This is a genomic window from Streptomyces malaysiensis subsp. samsunensis, from assembly GCF_024519315.1.
GTDB lineage: Bacteria > Actinomycetota > Actinomycetes > Streptomycetales > Streptomycetaceae > Streptomyces > Streptomyces malaysiensis.
In genome coordinates this window covers 59,175-77,209 of the sequence record NZ_JANIIC010000043.1, presented here as the reverse complement: position 1 = coordinate 77,209, position 18,035 = coordinate 59,175, and the positions used below count along the sequence as shown (strand labels likewise).

General features: G+C 69.0%; 10 protein-coding genes. 4 read left to right on the top strand and 6 right to left on the bottom strand.

The window, feature by feature from the left end; genetic code table 11:
• From NQU54_RS31085 to ngcE, 3 genes are all read right to left on the bottom strand, one after another.
• On the bottom strand, window positions 1-939 hold the full coding sequence (locus NQU54_RS31085; RefSeq protein ID WP_173963193.1) for a carbohydrate ABC transporter permease: 939 nt from the start codon (window positions 937-939) through the stop codon (window positions 1-3).
• Between the two features lie 61 nt (window positions 940-1,000).
• The gene (locus tag NQU54_RS31080; protein ID WP_167503703.1) at window positions 1,001-1,918 is read right to left on the bottom strand and encodes a carbohydrate ABC transporter permease; all 918 of its coding nucleotides are present in this window, start codon (window positions 1,916-1,918) and stop codon (window positions 1,001-1,003) included.
• A 58-nt stretch (window positions 1,919-1,976) separates the two neighbouring features.
• A complete protein-coding gene (gene ngcE / locus NQU54_RS31075; protein ID WP_257633935.1) occupies window positions 1,977-3,413 on the bottom strand; it encodes an N-acetylglucosamine/diacetylchitobiose ABC transporter substrate-binding protein in 1,437 nt (478 codons plus the stop codon).
• A gap of 340 nt (window positions 3,414-3,753) precedes the next feature.
• Between ngcE and NQU54_RS31070 the strand changes: the two genes are divergently transcribed.
• Both NQU54_RS31070 and NQU54_RS31065 read left to right on the top strand, forming a co-directional pair.
• A complete protein-coding gene (locus NQU54_RS31070; RefSeq protein WP_257633934.1) occupies window positions 3,754-4,287 on the top strand; it encodes a PT domain-containing protein in 534 nt (177 codons plus the stop codon).
• A gap of 213 nt (window positions 4,288-4,500) precedes the next feature.
• Complete coding sequence (locus NQU54_RS31065) at window positions 4,501-8,358, top strand: GH92 family glycosyl hydrolase (RefSeq protein ID WP_257633933.1); 3,858 nt, start codon at window positions 4,501-4,503, stop codon at window positions 8,356-8,358.
• 317 nt (window positions 8,359-8,675) lie between these two features.
• Here the strand turns inward: NQU54_RS31065 and NQU54_RS31060 are convergent, their stop codons facing one another.
• The gene (locus NQU54_RS31060; RefSeq protein WP_257633932.1) at window positions 8,676-9,326 is read right to left on the bottom strand and encodes a hypothetical protein; all 651 of its coding nucleotides are present in this window, start codon (window positions 9,324-9,326) and stop codon (window positions 8,676-8,678) included.
• A gap of 46 nt (window positions 9,327-9,372) precedes the next feature.
• Window positions 9,373-12,654, bottom strand: coding sequence for a GH92 family glycosyl hydrolase (locus NQU54_RS31055; RefSeq protein ID WP_257633931.1), 3,282 nt, complete (start codon window positions 12,652-12,654; stop codon window positions 9,373-9,375).
• Window positions 12,655-12,884: 230 nt separating this feature from the next.
• Between NQU54_RS31055 and NQU54_RS31050 the strand changes: the two genes are divergently transcribed.
• Complete coding sequence (locus NQU54_RS31050; protein ID WP_257633930.1) at window positions 12,885-13,766, top strand: GNAT family N-acetyltransferase; 882 nt, start codon at window positions 12,885-12,887, stop codon at window positions 13,764-13,766.
• A 94-nt stretch (window positions 13,767-13,860) separates the two neighbouring features.
• On the opposite strand, the gene acnA is transcribed toward NQU54_RS31050, so the two are convergent.
• Window positions 13,861-16,617, bottom strand: a complete 2,757-nt coding sequence (gene acnA, locus NQU54_RS31045; protein WP_308408511.1) for an aconitate hydratase AcnA — start codon at window positions 16,615-16,617, stop codon at window positions 13,861-13,863.
• Window positions 16,618-17,095: 478 nt separating this feature from the next.
• Here acnA and NQU54_RS31040 point away from each other — a divergent pair, with 478 nt between their 5' ends.
• Window positions 17,096-17,995 (top strand): LysR family transcriptional regulator, encoded by a 900-nt coding sequence (locus tag NQU54_RS31040; RefSeq protein ID WP_257633928.1) that lies wholly within the window; start codon window positions 17,096-17,098, stop codon window positions 17,993-17,995.
• The last annotated feature ends 40 nt before the right edge of the window (window positions 17,996-18,035 follow it).

The following is an 18,035-nucleotide window of genomic DNA, read 5'->3' as shown; positions in this document are numbered from 1 at the left end:
CTATTTGAGCGCGCCCGCGGTCAGGCCCGCCTGGACCTGCCGCTGGAAGAGGATGTAGACGCCCAGCACCGGAAGCATCGCCAGCACCAGACCGGCGAAAAGGGCGGACCAGTCGCCTTTGTACTGCTGGCTGGCCGCGAGCTGCACCAGACCCTGGGTGAGCACCCGCTTGTCCTCATCGGTGTTGAGCACCGTGGGCAGCATGTACTGATTCCACTGGCCGAGGAAGTTGAAGATCCCCACACTGATCAGTCCGGGCTTCGCCATCGGCAGCATGACCTGGAAGAACGTACGGGTATGGGACGCCCCGTCGATCAGGGCCGCCTCCGCCACCGAGGACGGCAGCGTCTTGAAGAACGAGGTGAGGAAGAAGACCGTGAACGGCAGCGAATAGGCGATATAGACCAGAATGAGCCCGTGGAAGGTGTTGAGCAGACTCATGTTCTTCATCACGAAGAACAGCGGCACCAGCGCCAGGATGATCGGAAAACTCATCCCGCCGACGAACATGAAATAGATGAATCGCTTTCCCGGGAATTCAAAGCGGGCCAGGATGTATGCCGCCATCGAGCCCAGCAGCATCGTGCCGATCAGGGAGCAGCCCACCACCAGGATCGTATTGAGGAAGAAGTCGCCGATGTTCGACTTGCTCCAGGCCCGGGTCCAGTTGTCGAAGTGCAGCGCGGAGGGCAGTCCCCAGGGCGAGGTGAAGATCTGCTTGTCCGTCTTGAGGGAGCTCATCACCGCCCACAGCAGCGGCAGTGTGACCAGCAGCCCCCAGACCACCAGGATGCCGTGCGAGAAGACGTTGAGGACCTTGCCCTCGCTACCGATCCGGTCCTCGGAGCCCGGCGACTGCTTGCGGACGGGCCCGGTGGGCGGTGCCTCGTCCTCCTTGGTGATGCCCGGGAGTTCCGAGGGCTCTGCGTGCGAGGTCACTGTGGTACCCCCAGATCGGCGGTCGGGCGGCGGTGGCCGGGTGCGGTCGGTGTGATCGGCATCAGTACTCCAGCCGCTCGCGCCGGCCGAGCCTGGTCACGACGACCGCGAAGATCAGGGTGACGATGAGCATCGCGACGCCGATCGTGGTGGCCCGTCCCGCCTGCCCGTCATGGAAGGTCTTGGTGTAGACGTAGTAGCCCATGACCTGCGTGGAGTCGGCGGGGCCGCCCGGCCCCACGGTCATGATCTGCACCACGGCGAACGCGTCGAGCGCGATGATGCCCATATAGATCCAGCCGGTCTGGACCGTGTCCCACAGCAGCGGCAGGGTGATCTTGAAGAAGGTCTTGACCCGGTTGGCCCCGTCGAGCAGCGCCGCCTCGTAGAAGTCCCTCGGGATGGAGCTCATCCCGGCCGAGAAGAGGACGACGTAGAAGCCGACATTGCTCCAGACCATCACCGCCATCAGGCACCACAGCGCCAGCTTCGGATCGGCCAGCCACTGCTGCTGGAGCGAATCCAGCCCGATTCCGCCGAGGAAGGAGTTGAGCGCGCCGTTGCGCGGGTTGTAGGTGAACTGGAACAGCAGGGCGACGATCGCGATCGACAGCACCTGCGGAAAGAAATAGATCACCTTGTACAGGCTCGACCCGCGCACCCCGGAGATGGCCGCGTTCTTCCGGCCCCGGCCCCCCACATTGAGCATGAAGGCGAAGAAGAGTCCGAGGCCGAGCGTCACCAGCGGCACCACGAGCAGCAGCACGACATTGTGCCCGACCGCTTTCCAGAAGAGGTCGTCATGCAGCAGCCAGTTGTAGTTCTTGAACCCGACCATCTTGAAGTCGGAGCTCAACCCGGTCCAGTCCGTGAAGGAGTAGTAGACGGCCTGGACAAATGGCGAGATCACGAAGACCGCGTAAAGGATCACCGGCAGGGCCAGGAACCCCACGATGAACCGGTACTTCCCATGCTGCATTTCTACCGACCTCGGTCTTCCCCTACGGATAATGCCGCCGGCGACGCATGAAGGGGCATCAGACGTGCTTGTACTTCTTGACGGCGTCGTCCTTGGCCGTGTCATCGGCGAACTTCTGGCACTTCTTGATCGTCTCGGCGGGGGTCATCCGGCCGGCCATCATCTCGCCGAGCGCGCCGACGCCGATCTGCTGCTTCTGGAGCGTCACGTACCAGTCCTGGAGCCGCGGGTTGACCACGTTCTTGCCCGCCTTGGTCAGCGCCTCCTGCGCCGAGGCCAGGCCCGGCGGCAGGGAGAGTCCCTCGGTGCCGCCGTTGAGGGAGGAGAGCGAGGAGACCTGCTTGATGAAGTTCTTGGTGGACTTCTCCCCGAGCATGATCCGCAGCAGCTCCATGCCGCCCTCGGGGTTCTTCGCCGACTTCGGGACGATGAAGGGCTCACCGCCGGAGGCCCACAGGGTGCCGAACGGCAGCTTGTCGCTCTTGTCCAGGCCGGAGGGCGCGGCCACCGCCATCTGGAAGTCCTTCGGGGTGGTCTTCTTCGCCTCGTTCTCCACCCAGGAGCCGTTGGGGATGAACAGCGCCTTGCCCTGGTTCCACGCGGTCTGGGACTCGATGTGGGTCAGGCCCGGGGTGCCCTTGAGGATGTAGCCCTTCTTGTAGAGCTCGTAGTACGCCTCGAAGGCGGCCTTGACGGCCGGGTGCTTCCAGGCGTTCGGCTCCAGGTTGTCGATCGAGTCCAGGACCTCCCGGCCGCCGATCTTGGCGATGAAGGGGTAGAGGCTGAACGGCAGGTAGTAGGGGTACTTGCCGGGGTAGGTCCAGCCCGCGATCCCCTTCTTCTTGGCCTTCTCGCAGACCTTGAGCATGTCGTCCCAGGTCTCGGGGTACTCCACGTCCAGCTTGGCGAGGTTGGTCTTGGAGTACCAGACGCCGTAGACGGTGTAGGCGTAGTAGAGGATCCACACCGGCTTGCCGTCGAACTGGCCCATCTCCACGACACCGGGGCGCAGGGTCTCGCGCACCGTCTTGTTCGGGTCGTCGAGGGAGGGCGCGTCCAGCAGCGGGGTGAGGTCGGTCAGCTGGTTCTTCCCGACCAGGGTGCCCATGTCCATCTGCTCGGCGCCGGAGTTGTCGACCAGGTCCGGCGGGGTGCCGCCGTTGAAGCGCGGCTGGAGCACGGTCTGGATCTTCTGGGTGGCGGCGTGCTTGACCTTGCCCTTGGTCTTCGGGAAGGCCGCGGCGTACTCCGCCTCGGCATCCTTGGCGTACTGCTGGCCGAAGCCGCCGTCGAAGATGACGACGTCGAGCGCGGCGCTCTCATTGACCGCGAGCGGGTTCTTGGCGCTCTTCTTGCCCTTGTCCACCTTCTTGGGGTCGTCGTCACCGCCACTGGCACAGGCGGACAGCACGCTCATCGCCGGCACGGTGATCAATCCGAGCGCCGCCGAGCGCTTGATCAGATCGCGACGGCCGACATCTGAAGTGGGTCCCATGCTCAAGTCCTCGCCTTCGTCAGGACTCAGGCGGTGTAACGGTCTCCCGTACATACTCGCCTCCGGCGAGGGGCCCGACACCGCGGGTCAGTTGAAGCGTCAAGCGGAGTATTGCTGGGTGTGCGCCGGGGAGTGCGGAGGACCCGCCGAGGCCCTCCGATATGGGCCGCGGTGCGGCCTTCCCCCTGGGGCGACAGGTATAGTCCACTGGGCCTCATATGGGCAAGATCGAGAGGTCATCGGGTATCAGTCTTTCCCGAGTTGAGACCTGGCCGACATACCGTAGGGAAGACAGTCCGCGCGGCAAGCCGTCGTGCGCGCTCCCCGAAAGGCGGTCCCCGTGTCCCGGAAGCAGCTGACCCTCGCCACCAGCATTGTCGTGACCGCGACACTCGCGGTCACCGCGGGGTGCGGCTCGGACAGAGGAGGCTCGTCCGCCACGGACGGCAAGGGGGGCGCCGCGATCGGCAAGGGCATGGCCCAACTGCCGGTGGAGCCCACGCAGGCGCCGACCGAGGACCCCACCGACGACCCCTACGACAATCCGTATGACGAGCCGTCGGACTCCCCCACCGGCGGCTCCGGGCTGGTCACCCCGGACGCCAAGATGGGCACGTGCGGATGGGGTTCGGACGGCAAGCCCTACGCCAATGTGAAGATCGCCAACTCCGGTTCCAGCACGGCCTACTACTCACTGCTGGTCGGCTTCGTCGACAGCTCCGAGAAGGCCGTGACCACCGGGGTGGAGTCCGACGCGCCCGTGGCGGGCGGCGCCGAGAAGACCATCAAGGTCACCGGGCTCAAGGCGGACAGCTCCCATACCGCGAAGAAGTGCCGGCTGTCGCTGGCCACCAAGTCCGGCAGCAAGGACTGACGACACACCAGGGGCGGCCCCGACGGGCGCGCCGTATCACCCCCATGGACGCGGGCCGTACCACTTCCGGTGGTACGGCCCGCGTCGCACCGTCCGCCGGGCGGACCCGAATTGACGGCTGTCCGCATCCTTGACACCACCCGCCCCCTGCCTCCCTACTTATCACTGCCCGAACCAGTGGACAACGTTGTCAGACTCGTTGAGAGGCTGAGTATGCGACAGAGACGACCACAGAGACGATGGCGTGGGATCGGACGGACGGCCGCCCTGGTGGCGGCCGTCCTGCTGGCGGTGACCGCCCAGGGCGGCGCGGTCGCCGCCCCCGCCGGCCCGGCTTCCGCTCACCACGCCGACCGCGCCTTCACCTCCTCCTTCGAGTCGGGCGACCCCCAGCCCGACTGGCGCAACACCGTCGAGACCGGACCCGACGGCAAGAAGAAGGCATCCGGAGTGGACGGAGGCTACTCCTCCGGAATCCCCGGCAATGTCACCGACAAGGTCACCGAGGTCCGGGCGAGCAAGGAGAACACCGACGGCGGGGAGATCAAGGAGAACCTCGTCGACGGCGAGGTCACCAGCAAGTGGCTGGCCTTCGACACCACCGCCTGGCTCGAGTTCGATCTGAGCGAGCCGGTGGAGGCCGTCCGCTACGCCCTCACCTCCGCCAATGACGCCCCCGGCCGGGACCCGAAGGACTGGACCCTCAAGGGCTCGGCCAATGGCTCCGACTGGACGACACTGGACACCCGTAAGGACGAGACGTTCTCCTCGCGCCAGCAGACACGGGAGTTCGCCTTCGACAGCTCCACGGCCTACCAGCACTTCCGGCTGGAGATCACCCGCAATGCCGGGGACGACATCGTCCAGCTCGCGGAGGTGCAGTTCGCAAACGGCGACACCACTCCGCCCGCGCCCTCCGACATGCGCACCCAGATCGACCGCGGCCCGACCGGCTCCCCCACCGCCAAGGCCAACGCGGGATTCACCGGCACCCACGCCCTGCGCTACGCGGGCACCCACAAGCCGGACGGCCGGGCGTACTCGTACAACAAGGTCTTCGACGTCGACACGGCCATCGGCCGGGACACCGAGCTGTCCTACCGGATCTTCCCGTCGATGCCCGAGACCGACCTCAACTACCCGGCCACCCATGTCTCCGTCGACCTCGCCTTCACCGACGGCACCTACCTCAGCGATCTGCCCGGCGCGGTCGACCAGCACGGCGCCCGGATGAGCCCGAAGGGCCAGGCCGACTCCAAGACGCTCTACGTCAACCAGTGGAACCACAAGGAGTCGCGGATCGGCGCGGTCGCCGCGGGCAAGACGGTCGACCGGATACTCGTGGCCTACGACTCCCCGAAGGGCCCCGCGCAGTTCCGCGGCTGGGTGGACGACATCTCGATCGCCCCCAAGGCGCCCGAGAAGCCGCTGGCACATCTGTCCGACTACGCCGTGACCACCCGCGGCACCAACTCCAGCGGCAGCTTCTCGCGCGGTAACAACTTCCCGGCCACCGCCGTCCCCAATGGCTTCAACTTCTGGACGCCGGTGACCAACTCGGGCTCCACCGACTGGCTCTACCAGTACGCCCGCGCCAACAACGCCGACAACCTCCCCACCATCCAGGCGTTCAGCGCGAGCCATGAGCCCAGCCCCTGGATGGGCGACCGGCAGACCTTCCAGGTGATGCCGTCCGGCGCGGCCGGCACCCCCGACGCCGGGCGCACCGCCCGCGCGCTCCCCTTCCGCCATGAGAAGGAGACAGCCCGTCCGTACTACTACGGGGTGACCTTCGAGAACGGCCTCACGGCGGAGATGGCGCCCACCGACCACGCCGCGGCCATGCGCTTCACCTATCCGGGCGAGGACGCGAGCGTCATCTTCGACAACGTCAACGGCAACGGCGGGCTGACCCTCGACGCCGAGCACGGCGTCGTCACCGGCTACTCCGACGTCAAGAGCGGACTGTCCACCGGGGCCACCCGGCTGTTCGTCTACGGCGTCTTCGACACCCCGGTGAGCGCGAGCGGCAAGCTGGACGGAGGCGGTGGCAAGGATGTCACCGGCTACTTCCGCTTCAAGCCGGGCAAGGACCGTACGGTCACCCTCCGGCTCGCCACCTCCCTCATCGGCGTCGACCAGGCGAAGGCCAACCTCGACCGGGAGCTGCCCGCGTCGAAGTCGTTCGGGCAGGTCAAGCGGGCCGCGCAGGCGGAGTGGGACAACATCCTGGGGCGGATCGAGGTCGAGGGCGCGGACCGCGACCAGCTCACCACGCTCTACTCCAGCCTCTACCGGCTGTACCTCTATCCCAATTCCGCTTTCGAGAACACCGGGACCGCGGCGACCCCCCGCTACCAGTACGCGAGCGCCTTCTCACCGGCCGCCGGGGAGAACACCCCGACCCGCACCGGTGCGAAGGTCGTCGACGGCAAGGTGTACGTCAACAACGGCTTCTGGGACACCTACCGCACCACCTGGCCCGCCTACTCCCTGCTCACCCCGAAGCGGGCGGGCACGATGGTCGACGGCTTTGTGCAGCAGTACAAGGACGGCGGCTGGATATCCCGCTGGTCCTCACCGGGCTACGCCGATCTGATGACGGGCACCAGCTCGGACGTGGCCTTCGCCGACGCCTACCTCAAGGGCGTGCGGTTCGACGCCGAGGCCGCGTACGAGGCGGCGCTGAAGAACGCCACCGCGGTGCCGCCCTCGTCGGGCGTCGGCCGGAAGGGCATGTCCACCTCGCCCTTCCTCGGCTACACGAGCACCGAGACCCATGAGGGGCTGTCCTGGGCGCTGGAGGGCTATCTCAACGACTACGGCCTCGCCAACATGGGCAAAGCGCTCTACGAGAAGACGAAGAAGGCCCGCTACAAGGAGGAGTCCGAGTACTTCCTCCACCGCGCGCAGGGCTATGTCTCGCTCTTCGACGACAAGGCCGGCTTCTTCCAGGGCAAGGACGCCGGCGGCAAGTGGCGCGTGCCCTCCGACAAGTACGACCCCCGGATCTGGGGCTACGACTACACCGAGACCAACGGCTGGGGCTACGCCTTCACCGCGCCCCAGGACAGCCGGGGCCTGGCCAACCTCTACGGCGGCCGGTCGGGCCTGGCCAAGAAGCTGGACACCTACTTCTCCACCCCGGAGACCGCCTCCACCGAATTCGCCGGTTCCTACGGCGGGGTCATCCATGAGATGACCGAGGCGCGGGACGTCCGCATGGGCATGTACGGCCACAGCAACCAGGTCGCCCACCATGTGGCGTACATGTATGACGCGGCGGGCCAGCCGTGGAAGACCCAGGAGAAGGTGCGCGAGGTGCTCTCCCGCCTCTACACCGGCAGCGAGATCGGCCAGGGCTACCACGGCGACGAGGACAACGGCGAGCAATCCGCCTGGTACATCTTCAGCTCGCTGGGCTTCTATCCGCTGGTGATGGGCGGCTCGGAGTACGCGATCGGATCGCCGCAGTTCACCAAGGCCACGGTGCATCTGGAGAACGGCCGCGACCTCGTCGTCAAGGCCCCGCGCAACAGCGAGCGGAACGTGTACGTCCAGGGCCTGAAGGTCAACGGCAAGGCGTGGAACTCCACCGCCCTGCCGCACGACCTCCTCGCCCGCGGCGGCACGCTGGAGTTCGCCATGGGCGCCAAGCCGTCGTCCTGGGGCACGGGCGCGAACGCCGCGCCGTCCTCCATCACCAAGGACGACAAGGTGCCCACCCCGCGCCACGACCTGACGGTGCCGAGCGGCGGTACGGCGCTGCTGGACAACACCTCCGGCACCGAGGCGACCTTCGAGTCGGTGGACCTCCCGGTCACGGAGGCGGGCCGCGCGGTGCAGTACACCCTGACCTCCTCGGACCGGAGCAAGGCCCCGGCGGGGTGGGTGCTCCAGGGCTCACGGGACGGTGAGAGCTGGAAGGACCTGGACCGCAGATCGGGAGAGTCCTTCAGCTGGAACAAGCAGACCCGCGTCTTCTCGGTGCACACGCCCGGTACGTACGCGCACTACCGCCTGGTGCCCGATGGCAAGGCGACCCTGGCGGAGGTGGAGTTGCTGAGCTGAGCTGAGAACGTGCGGGCCGTGGCCGTGAGTTCTGGCGGCCACGGCCCGCCGTGCGGTGAGGTGCGGGCTTCACCCGACTAGTCTTCTACGTCGCTTCGCGAAGACCATTTCGCCGGGAAAACCTTATGACGAATTCCCGCGTGAGCGAATGTAATGCCGTCCGAAATAGAGCGCGCCCAGCGCTCCCGCAACCGCACCGACCGCGCACAGCGCCATCGCCCATGAGGCCATGTCTCGTGTGATCCACAGCAAGCTCACGACAATCAGGGCTATGGAGAACAAGAATCGCTCTCCATAGCCCGGACCGCGGCGACCTGTCAGTCGCGGGTGGCGGTGCATGAGTAGGTGACGCCCTTCATTTTAATCTTCCGCCAACCTGCCATCGGCGCGAGATCGGTGCCACCGCCACCGCCACCGCCGTCTTTCCGGCAGTAATAACCAAGCGCGTCGAGCTTCCCGAGGTCACTCTTCGCCTGGTAGTTTTTGTACGACTTGATCATGGCAGCTCGCTTACTCGCAGGCGTAGCTTCCTTCGCCTTCGTGTACGCATAGCAGCCGATGCTGGCGCCGATCCCTACCCACGAAGCCCCCTTGGCCAGCGCCTTGGTGAGGCCCGCCGCGCCACTGCCGATCCCCAGGACCGCGCAGATCTCATCAGCTCCAGCGGCGCGAATGGGCGCCTCAGCTGATGCTCGCGCCACTACCGAATCCCCGTTACCTTCCACCGAAGCCGCGTTTGCCGCCTGTGCGCCAATTCCGCACATCGCGCCGGCCATAGCGAAGGTGATTGCAGCAGAAACGCCCTTGTTCCGCATACTCACGAAACCATTCCCCCATGTTTTTTGGTCATTGCGGGAAAGAACATTACCAGCAAGATCACATTTGCGCAATGGATTAATCGGAGCTATTGCGGAATGCCGCGGACCGGCCAGGGGGCGGTGGCCCCGACGGCGGGGTGTGGTGTCCACGGTGGAACACCGTCACCCGTCGGCCGCGGGCCACCGCCGGATCCGGTCAGCCGCGGGCGACCGCGAAGACGTGGAGATCCGCGTTGTCGGGGAGGGTGACGGTCTTGATCGTCTTGCCCTCGGGGGCCCGGAACGCCTTCGTGGCGAAGATGTACGCGTCCACCACGTCCTTGTCGCCGCCGCTGATGTTGCGGTACGGGGTTTTGGCGAGGGTCACGTTGCCGTATTGGACCGTTCCGCCGCCGCCACCCACCGTCCAGTCGGTGAAGGACAGGTCCGCCTCGTCCGAGCTGCCGTCCGTGTAGGTGACCTTGGCCGTGGCCTTCTGGTTGCCGTTGACCGCGCTGCCGATGAAGGACAGCGCGGTGGACTCGGGCAGGGTGATGGTCTGGCCGGTGGCGGAGGCGTTGTCGGGGCGGCCGGGCGGGGAGGCGGGCCAGGTGTAGTCCAGGTCCTGGGTGGTCCCCTTGGCGCCCGGCCCGAGGTCGGCGGCGGCGAGGGCCTGGCGGGAGTAGCTCCAGCCGCCGCCGTCGTAGTCGCCCTCGTCGTGCTCGCCGTCGTCGTCGGTCGCGCCCACGTTGTTGTAGGCGGCGAGCAAGGTGCCGGGGGCGGCGACGGTCAGGGTGATCGGCTGAAGGACCTCGGTGTCCTCGCTGGCCACCGTCACCTTCGCGTCGTAGAAGCCCTCGGGCGTGTCCTTCCCCGCGCGCAGGGAGATCTCGGCGGTGCCGTCCGGGCCGACCGTCCCGGAGGCGGGTGAGGCGGTGAGCCCGTCGGGCGCGTCGGTGGTGAAGCGCACCTCGGGGCGGTCGCCCTCGCTGACCGGGACGGCGGCGACCTTCACGGTCAGGCTCTCGCCCGGGGCGAGCGTGCCCGTGGTGGGCCCGACCCCGATCTGGTACGGCTGCTCACCCTCGCGGAAGGAGGGCGGCGCGGCGGACGGGGCGGAGCCCCAGGTGCGGTCGGGGGCGTCGGACAGGGTGTAGTCCAGGGTGCCGCCGTGCCGTACGAAGGACTCCGGCAGCCAGGGGCGGTCGCTCGCCCGCCCGTCGACCTTCAGGGACTGGACGTAGGGCGCGCCGGGCGCGGCCTGCGGGGCGCGGATGGAGATGTCCCGGCCGCCGCGCTCGATCTCGATCCGCGGGAAGAGCGGCGAGGCCAGGACGAGTTCGGCGCGGGAGGGCACCTGCGGGTACATGCCGAGGGCGGAGAAGACGTACCACGAGGACATCTCGCCGAGGTCGTCATTGCCGGGGATGCCGTCGGGCTTGGTGGTCCACAGCTGGCGCATCGCGGCGCGCACGGTCTCCTGGGTCTTGTACGGCTGCCCGGCGTACGCGTACAGATAGGGGACGTTGATCGACGGCTCGTTGTCCAGCTCGGACTTCTCGCCGCCCGCCCCCGTGAGCGCCCAGCCGCCGTCGGCGTCGTGGAAGAAGGCGTCCAGACGCTTCACCGCGGCGTCCTTGCCGCCCATGGCGGCGAAGAGTCCGGCGGGGTTGTGCGGGACCATCCAGGTGTACTGGGCGCTGGTGCCCTCGACGAAGCCGTTGCCGGTGCCCGGGGTGAAGCCGGTGACCCAGCTGCCGTCGGCCTTACGGTTGGCGGCATAGCCGCCGGTGGCCGGGTCGGCGGCGGCGTTGAAGTTGTTCTGCCACCACTGGGCGCGGCGCGCGAAGGTTTCGGCGGTGTCCTTACGGCCCGCGGCCCGCGCCAGCTGGGAGAGGGCGAAGTCCGCGCCGGACATCTCCAGGGTTTCGGCCGCGCCGCCCCAGGCGTTGGATACGGACGGCATGTAGTGCAGCTTCAGGTACTTGTCGAGGGAGGGCCGCTGACCCACCGACATGATGGGCTTGCCCGCCGGGCTGAGGTCCTTCTCCGTCGGCACGGTGGCCGCCTTGACGAGCGAGTCGAGCGCGGCGTCGAGGTCGAAGTCGTCACCGCCGAAGGCCCGGATCCCGGCGAGGGCGGCGGGCGAGGGGTCGCCGTTCATCACATGCGTCCCCGAGGCGCCCTGGAGCCAGCGGTCCCAGACGCCGCCGTTCTGCTGGGCGAGGTTCAGCAGGGACTGCGCGATGTCGGAGCCCTTGTCCGGCTCCAGCAGGGTGAGCAGCTGGAGCTGGGAGCGGTAGATGTCCCAGCCGGAGAAGGTGCCGTACTGCGCCCGGTGGCCCCGGCTCACCCGGTGCACCTCACCGTCGCTGCCCCGGTAGCTGCCGTCGGCGTCGCTGATGACGTTGGGGTGCAGCAGCGAGTGGTAGAGCGCCGAGTAGAAGGTGGTGCGGTCCGCGTCCGCGCCGCCGCCGACCCGGATGGCGGACAGCTGGCGCCGCCAGGCGTCGTACGCGGCACTCCGCACCTGGTCGAAGCCGCGCCGCGGCGGGTTCTCGGCGGCGAGGTTGGCCCGTGCGCCCTTGTCGCTCACGTAGCTGATGCCGACCTTGACGCCCACGTCGCGGGTGCCCGGGGCGAATTGGAGATAGCCGCCGGAGCCCTTCCCGGCCACCGGACGGCCGTCGCCGCCATAGCCGCCGGAGCCGCCCTCGGCGCTGGTGGTGCCGGGCCGCAGGGTGCCGTCCCGCCAGGTGCCCTGGGCGGAGAAGGGGGTGTCGAACGTGGCGGTGAAGTGCAGGGTGTAGTAGCTGCGGCGCCCCTCGGGGTCGAGATAGCCGCAGAAGTTGCCGCTGGTGACCGAGCCGGAGACGGTGCGGTGGGCCGGGTCGATGGTGAGGTCGGCGTCGCTGCTGCCGACCTCGGAGGAGGAGGTGCGGATGAGCAGGGAGGCGGTCTTGTCCGCGGGGTAGGTGAAGCGGGCCGAGCCGGTGCGGGCGGTGGCGGTCAGCTCCGCACCGGCGCCGGAGGCGAGGGAGACCTTGTAGCGGCCGGGTTCGGCGGTCTCGTCGGAGTGGCTGAAGTCGGAGGCGTAGACCTGGTCCTTGGTGTCGGCGGCGGGTGAGCTGGTGACCTCGCCCACGTGGGGGAAGAAGGGGATGTCGCCCGCGCCGCCCGCACAGCCGGTGCCGGACATATGGGTGAGGCTGAAGCCGCGCACGCGGGTGGCGTCGTAGTGGTAGCCGCCGGGCGCGACGGTGCGGGTGGCGTCGCCGCGGGTGTTCTCCGGGCTCCACGACAGCATGCCGAAGGGGACGACGGCGCCGGGGAAGGTGTCGCCGCCGGCCGAGCTGCCGATCAGCGGATCGACGTACGCCGCCGGGTCCTTGACCAGCGTCGGCGGCGGGGCGGCCGAGGCGGGCGCGGTCGCCGCGGTGGCGAGGAGCCCCGCGGTCAGGGCCGCGGCCGCCAGGGCGGCCAGGGGTCTTGAGGGCATTGCGGTCCCACCTTGTCGGAAGGGCCGCGATCACCGGGTCGAGCAAGCCGTGGGGACCGTACCGCACGGGGGCCGTCGGCCGTAAGGGGGCGGGGACGGTCTTGACAGGGGCACCCGGTTGGCGGCGTACTGATCGTTACAGCCAGCCTGACAACGTTGTCGCGTTCGCCGGTCGAGCAAGCCGCCACCACGTACCGACAACCCCTCACCCGACGCGCCATCATGGGCGCATGATCCTCCGCCAGCTACGTGACACCGACGAGGACGCCGAGGCGGCATGGGAGGTGATGGCCGCCGCCTTCGGGGACGCCGCCGCTCTCGCGGGCGAGGAAAGATGGCCGCCGGCGTACGTGGCCGAGGTCCACGAGCGGAACCGCCATCTTGCCCGCACCGACCCGGGCGGCTGCTGGCTCGCCCTGGACGAGGCCGGAATGCCGCTCGGCGTGACGCTGTCCACGCGGCGCGAGGGCACCTGGGGGCTCTCGATGTTCGCGGTGCTGCCGCGGGCCCAGCGGCAGGGCGTGGGCCGGGAGTTGCTGGCCGCGGCGCTGATGTACGGCCGGGGATGTCTGCGCGGCATCATCTGCGGATCGGAGGATCCGCGCGCGGCGAGCACCTACCGGCGCGCGGGGTTCGCGCTGCATCCGGCGATGCGGCTGCGCGGCACCGTCGGACCGGAGACCAAGGAGCGGCTGTCCCCTCCCGACGGCGCCGTGCACGAGGGCGTGGCCCGCCACCGGGACCTGCTGGACTCGGTGGACCGCCGCACCCGGGGCGGCGCGCACGGCGCCGACCACGAACTGCTGCTCACCCAGCGGCGGCTGCTGGTCGTGGACGACTTGGCGGGCAGCGGCTACTGCTACGTCGGCGAGGACGGCAAGGTCGAGATGCTGGCCGCGACCTCACGGCGGCTGGCGAAGCGGCTGCTGACGGCCGCCCTGCTGTGCCTTCCGGAGGGCACCGACGCCCGGGTCCCGGGGCTGACGGCCGAGCAGCAGTGGGCGGTGGACGTGGGTCTCGAGGCCGGGCTCGAGCTGTCCACCGGCGGCTATGTATGTCTGCGGGGGATGCCGCCGCCGGCGCCGTACATCCCCTCGGGGACGTTCCTCTGACCGCGGGGACGTTCCTGCGACCGCGGAGCGACTGGTACGCGGACGGGCCGCACCCCCGCCGAGGGGTGCGGCCCGTCGCCGCCGTGAGCCGCCCTTACTTGCGGATCAGCGAGCGCAGCACGTACTGCATGATGCCGCCGTTGCGGTAGTAGTCCGCCTCGCCCGGGGTGTCGATGCGCACCTTGGCGTCGAACTCGATGCTCTTCCCATCAGCGGCTCCGCCGCGGGCGGCCTTGACCTTGACGGTCTCCGGGATACCGCCGTCGTTGAGCGCGACGACGCCGGTGATGTCGAAGGTCTCCTCACCGGTCAGGCCCAGCGCCTGCGCCGAGGCGCCCTCGGGGAACTGGAGCGGCAGGACGCCCATGCCGATGAGGTTCGAGCGGTGGATGCGCTCGTACGACTCGGCGATGACGGCCTTGACGCCGAGCAGCGCGGTGCCCTTCGCGGCCCAGTCGCGGGAGGAGCCGGAGCCGTACTCCTTGCCCGCCAGGATGACCAGCGGGATGCCGGCCGCCTGGTAGTTCTGCGACGCGTCGTAGATGAAGGAGACCGGGGCTCCCCCGTCACCTTCGGCGGCCCGGGTGAAGTCGCGGGTGAAGCCGCCCTCGGTGCCGGGCGCGATCTGGTTGCGCAGCCGGATGTTGGCGAAGGTGCCGCGGATCATGACCTCGTGGTTGCCCCGGCGGGAGCCGTAGGAGTTGAAGTCACGACGCTCGACACCGTGCTCGGTGAGGTACTTGCCGGCCGGGGTGTCGGCCTTGATCGCACCGGCGGGGGAGATGTGGTCGGTGGTGACCGAGTCGCCCAGCTTGGCCAGCACCCGGGCACCGGCGATGTCCTCGACCGGGGCCGGGTCCATCGTCAGGCCCTCGAAGTACGGGGGCTTGCGGACGTAGGTGGACTCCGGGTCCCACTCGAAGGTGTTGCCGGTCGGCACCGGAAGCGACTGCCACTGGGCGTCACCGGCGAAGACGTCGGCGTAGCTGGTCTGGAACATCTCCTGGCCGATCGAGGAGGCCACGACCTCCTCGACCTCCTTCTCGGAGGGCCAGATGTCCTTCAGGTGGACCGGGTTGCCGTCCTGGTCGATGCCGAGGGCGTCCTTGGTGATGTCCACCTTCATGGAGCCCGCGATGGCGTAGGCGACGACCAGCGGCGGGGACGCCAGGTAGTTCATCTTGACGTCGGGGTTGATCCGGCCCTCGAAGTTGCGGTTGCCGGAAAGCACCGCGGTGACGGCCAGGTCGGCCTCGTTGACCGCCTCGGAGACCTCCTCCGGCAGCGGGCCGGAGTTGCCGATGCAGGTGGTGCAGCCGTAACCGACGAGGTTGAAGCCCAGCTTGTCGAGGTACGGGGTGAGCCCGGCGCGGTCGTAGTAGTCCATGACGACCTTGGACCCGGGGGCCAGGGTGGTCTTGACCCACGGCTTGCGGCTGAGGCCCTTCTCGACGGCCTTCTTGGCCACCAGGGCGGCCGCGACCATCACATACGGGTTGGAGGTGTTGGTGCAGGAGGTGATCGCGGCGACGGTGACGGCGCCGTGGTCGATCTCGTACTGCGAGCCGTCGGGGGCGATCACCGGGGTCGGCTTGGTGGGCACGCCGTTGGTGACGGCCGGGGCGTCGGAGGCCGGGAAGGACTCGACACCGGCCTCGTCCAGGTCGGCCACCGGGACGTAGTTGCGCACGTCCTGGGCGAACTTCTCGGCGGCCTCGGCCAGGATGATGCGGTCCTGCGGGCGCTTGGGGCCGGCGATCGACGGGACGACCGTGGCCAGGTCCAGCTCCAGCTCCTCGGAGAAGTCCGGCTCGGCGGCCGGGTCCAGCCAGAGGCCCTGCTCCTTGGCGTACGCCTCGACGAGCGCGAGCTGCTGCTCGCTGCGGCCGGTGAGCTTGAGGTAGCTGATGGTCTCGCCGTCGATGGGGAAGATCGCGGCGGTGGAGCCGAACTCCGGCGACATGTTGCCGATGGTGGCGCGGTTGGCCAGCGGGATCGAGGCCACGCCCTCGCCGTAGAACTCGACGAACTTGCCGACGACGCCGTGCTTGCGCAGCATCTCGGTGATCGTCAGGACGAGGTCGGTCGCGGTGGTGCCGGTCGGCAGCGAGCCGGTGAGCTTGAAGCCGACGACGCGCGGGATCAGCATGGAGACCGGCTGGCCCAGCATCGCGGCCTCGGCCTCGATACCGCCGACGCCCCAGCCGAGCACACCGAGGCCGTTGACCATGGTGGTGTGCGAGTCGGTGCCGACCAGGGTGTCCGGGTACGCCTGGCCGCCCCGGACCATGACGGTGCGGGCCAGGTGCTCGATGTTGACCTGGTGGACGATGCCGGTGCCGGGCGGGACGACCTTGAACTCGTCGAAGGCGGTCTGGCCCCAGCGCAGGAACTGGTAGCGCTCCCGGTTGCGGCCGTACTCCAGCTCCACGTTCTTCTTGAACGCGTCGGGCGCGCCGAAGACGTCGGCGATCACCGAGTGGTCGATGACCAGCTCGGCCGGGGCCAGCGGGTTGATCTTGGCGGGGTCGCCGCCGAGCTCCTTGACGGCCTCACGCATCGTGGCGAGGTCCACCACGCACGGCACACCGGTGAAGTCCTGCATGATCACACGGGCCGGCGTGAACTGGATCTCCTGGCTGGGCTGGGCCTGCGCGTCCCAGTCGCCCAGCGCGCGGATGTGGTCGGCCGTGATGTTGGCGCCGTCCTCGGTGCGGAGCAGGTTCTCCAGCAGCACTTTCAGGCTGTAAGGGAGCCGTGCGGACCCCTCGACCTTGTCCAGCCTGAAGATCTCGTACGATTCGTCGCCCACCTGCAAGGTGCTGCGGGCGTCGAAGCTGTTCGCCGACACGACAGTCTCCTTCATGCATGATTTCGCGCGTACCACCGCAATGCTGCCGTCACATGCCGGCGCCGATCCGCTAAGGTATGGCTAAGTTAGGTAAGCCTTACCGGCGCGGGGCGGCGATGCGCCTTCCAGCAGATATCTCGATGTCGAGATAACTCTAGTACATCGCCCCCGCACGGTCATGCCCTGCCCGGGGCGGGCGCCTCCCGGGCCGGGTGCACGGCGTGTCCGGGCCCGGAGGCACGGCGTGTCCCGGGGCCGGTTCGGCGGTGCTCATGTGCGTTCGCCGACGTTCACCGATTAGGGTGATCACCTGCCGGAAGGACCCCGGACGGCGACGTTCCGACGTGAGAATCTGGAACATGAGCATGTGCGCGGACGCGACCGACGGCCCCGGAACGGACGACGGCCGGGCCCGAACCGGCCCAGGCCACCTCCGAGTTGTGAACTGAGCCACTCCCGCCACCGCGATACTGCTGCCATGGACCCGCATCTGCTCCGCACGTTCGTCTCCGTGGCCCGCTGCGGATCCTTCTCCGACGCCGCCCATGAACTGGGCTTCACCCCGTCCGCGGTCTCCGAGCACATCGCGTCCCTCGAAGCGGATCTGCGCACCTCACTGCTGACCCGGCGGCCGGTCATGCTGACCAGCGCGGGCGCCCGGCTGCTGGAGCACGCCGGTCCGCTGCTGCTGCGGCTGGACGCGGCGCGGGCCGACGTGGAGCGGCTGTCGGGGGCCGGCGCCGCCCGGCTGGTCGCGGGGGCCTCGCCGCTGGCCATGACCCCGAGGATCGCCGCGGCCCTGGACCGGGTGCGCCAGGCGCATCCGGCCACCCGGGCCACATTGCGGATCCTCGGCCGCCGGGAGATCCCGGCGGCGGTGGCGTCCGGGGCGCTGGACCTGGGCCTGATCGACGGCTCGGCCACCCCCGCCGATGCCCTGCCGCTGCCCGAGGTGGGCCCGCTCACCGCGGTCACGGTCGCGGAGGCCCCGCTGGTGGTCGCCCTGCCCACCGGCCACCCCCTGGCCCGCCGGCTCGGCCTGAGGCTGGCCGACCTCGCCGACGCCCCGTGGCTGGACGCCCCGGACGCCGCGATGCCGCTCGCACAGCTACGGGCGGTCGGCCGGAGCGACGGCTTCCGGGCCTCGCTGACGTACGAGGGCACCGATGTACGCGGCCTCCTCGCCCTCACCGCCGCCGGCCACGGCCTGGCCCTCCTCCCCCACCCGGCCACCAAGGGCGCCCCCGGCATCGTCGCGACCCCCTTGATCGCCCCCCGCCTGGTCCACCGCACCGAACTCCTCCACGGCCCCGCCGTCGACGGCCCGGCGCGGACACTGGCGGCGGTGGTGACGGGGGATCGTCACCGGTACGGGTGATCCGCGAGCCGGATCCCCGCCACGCCACGTATCGGCTGCG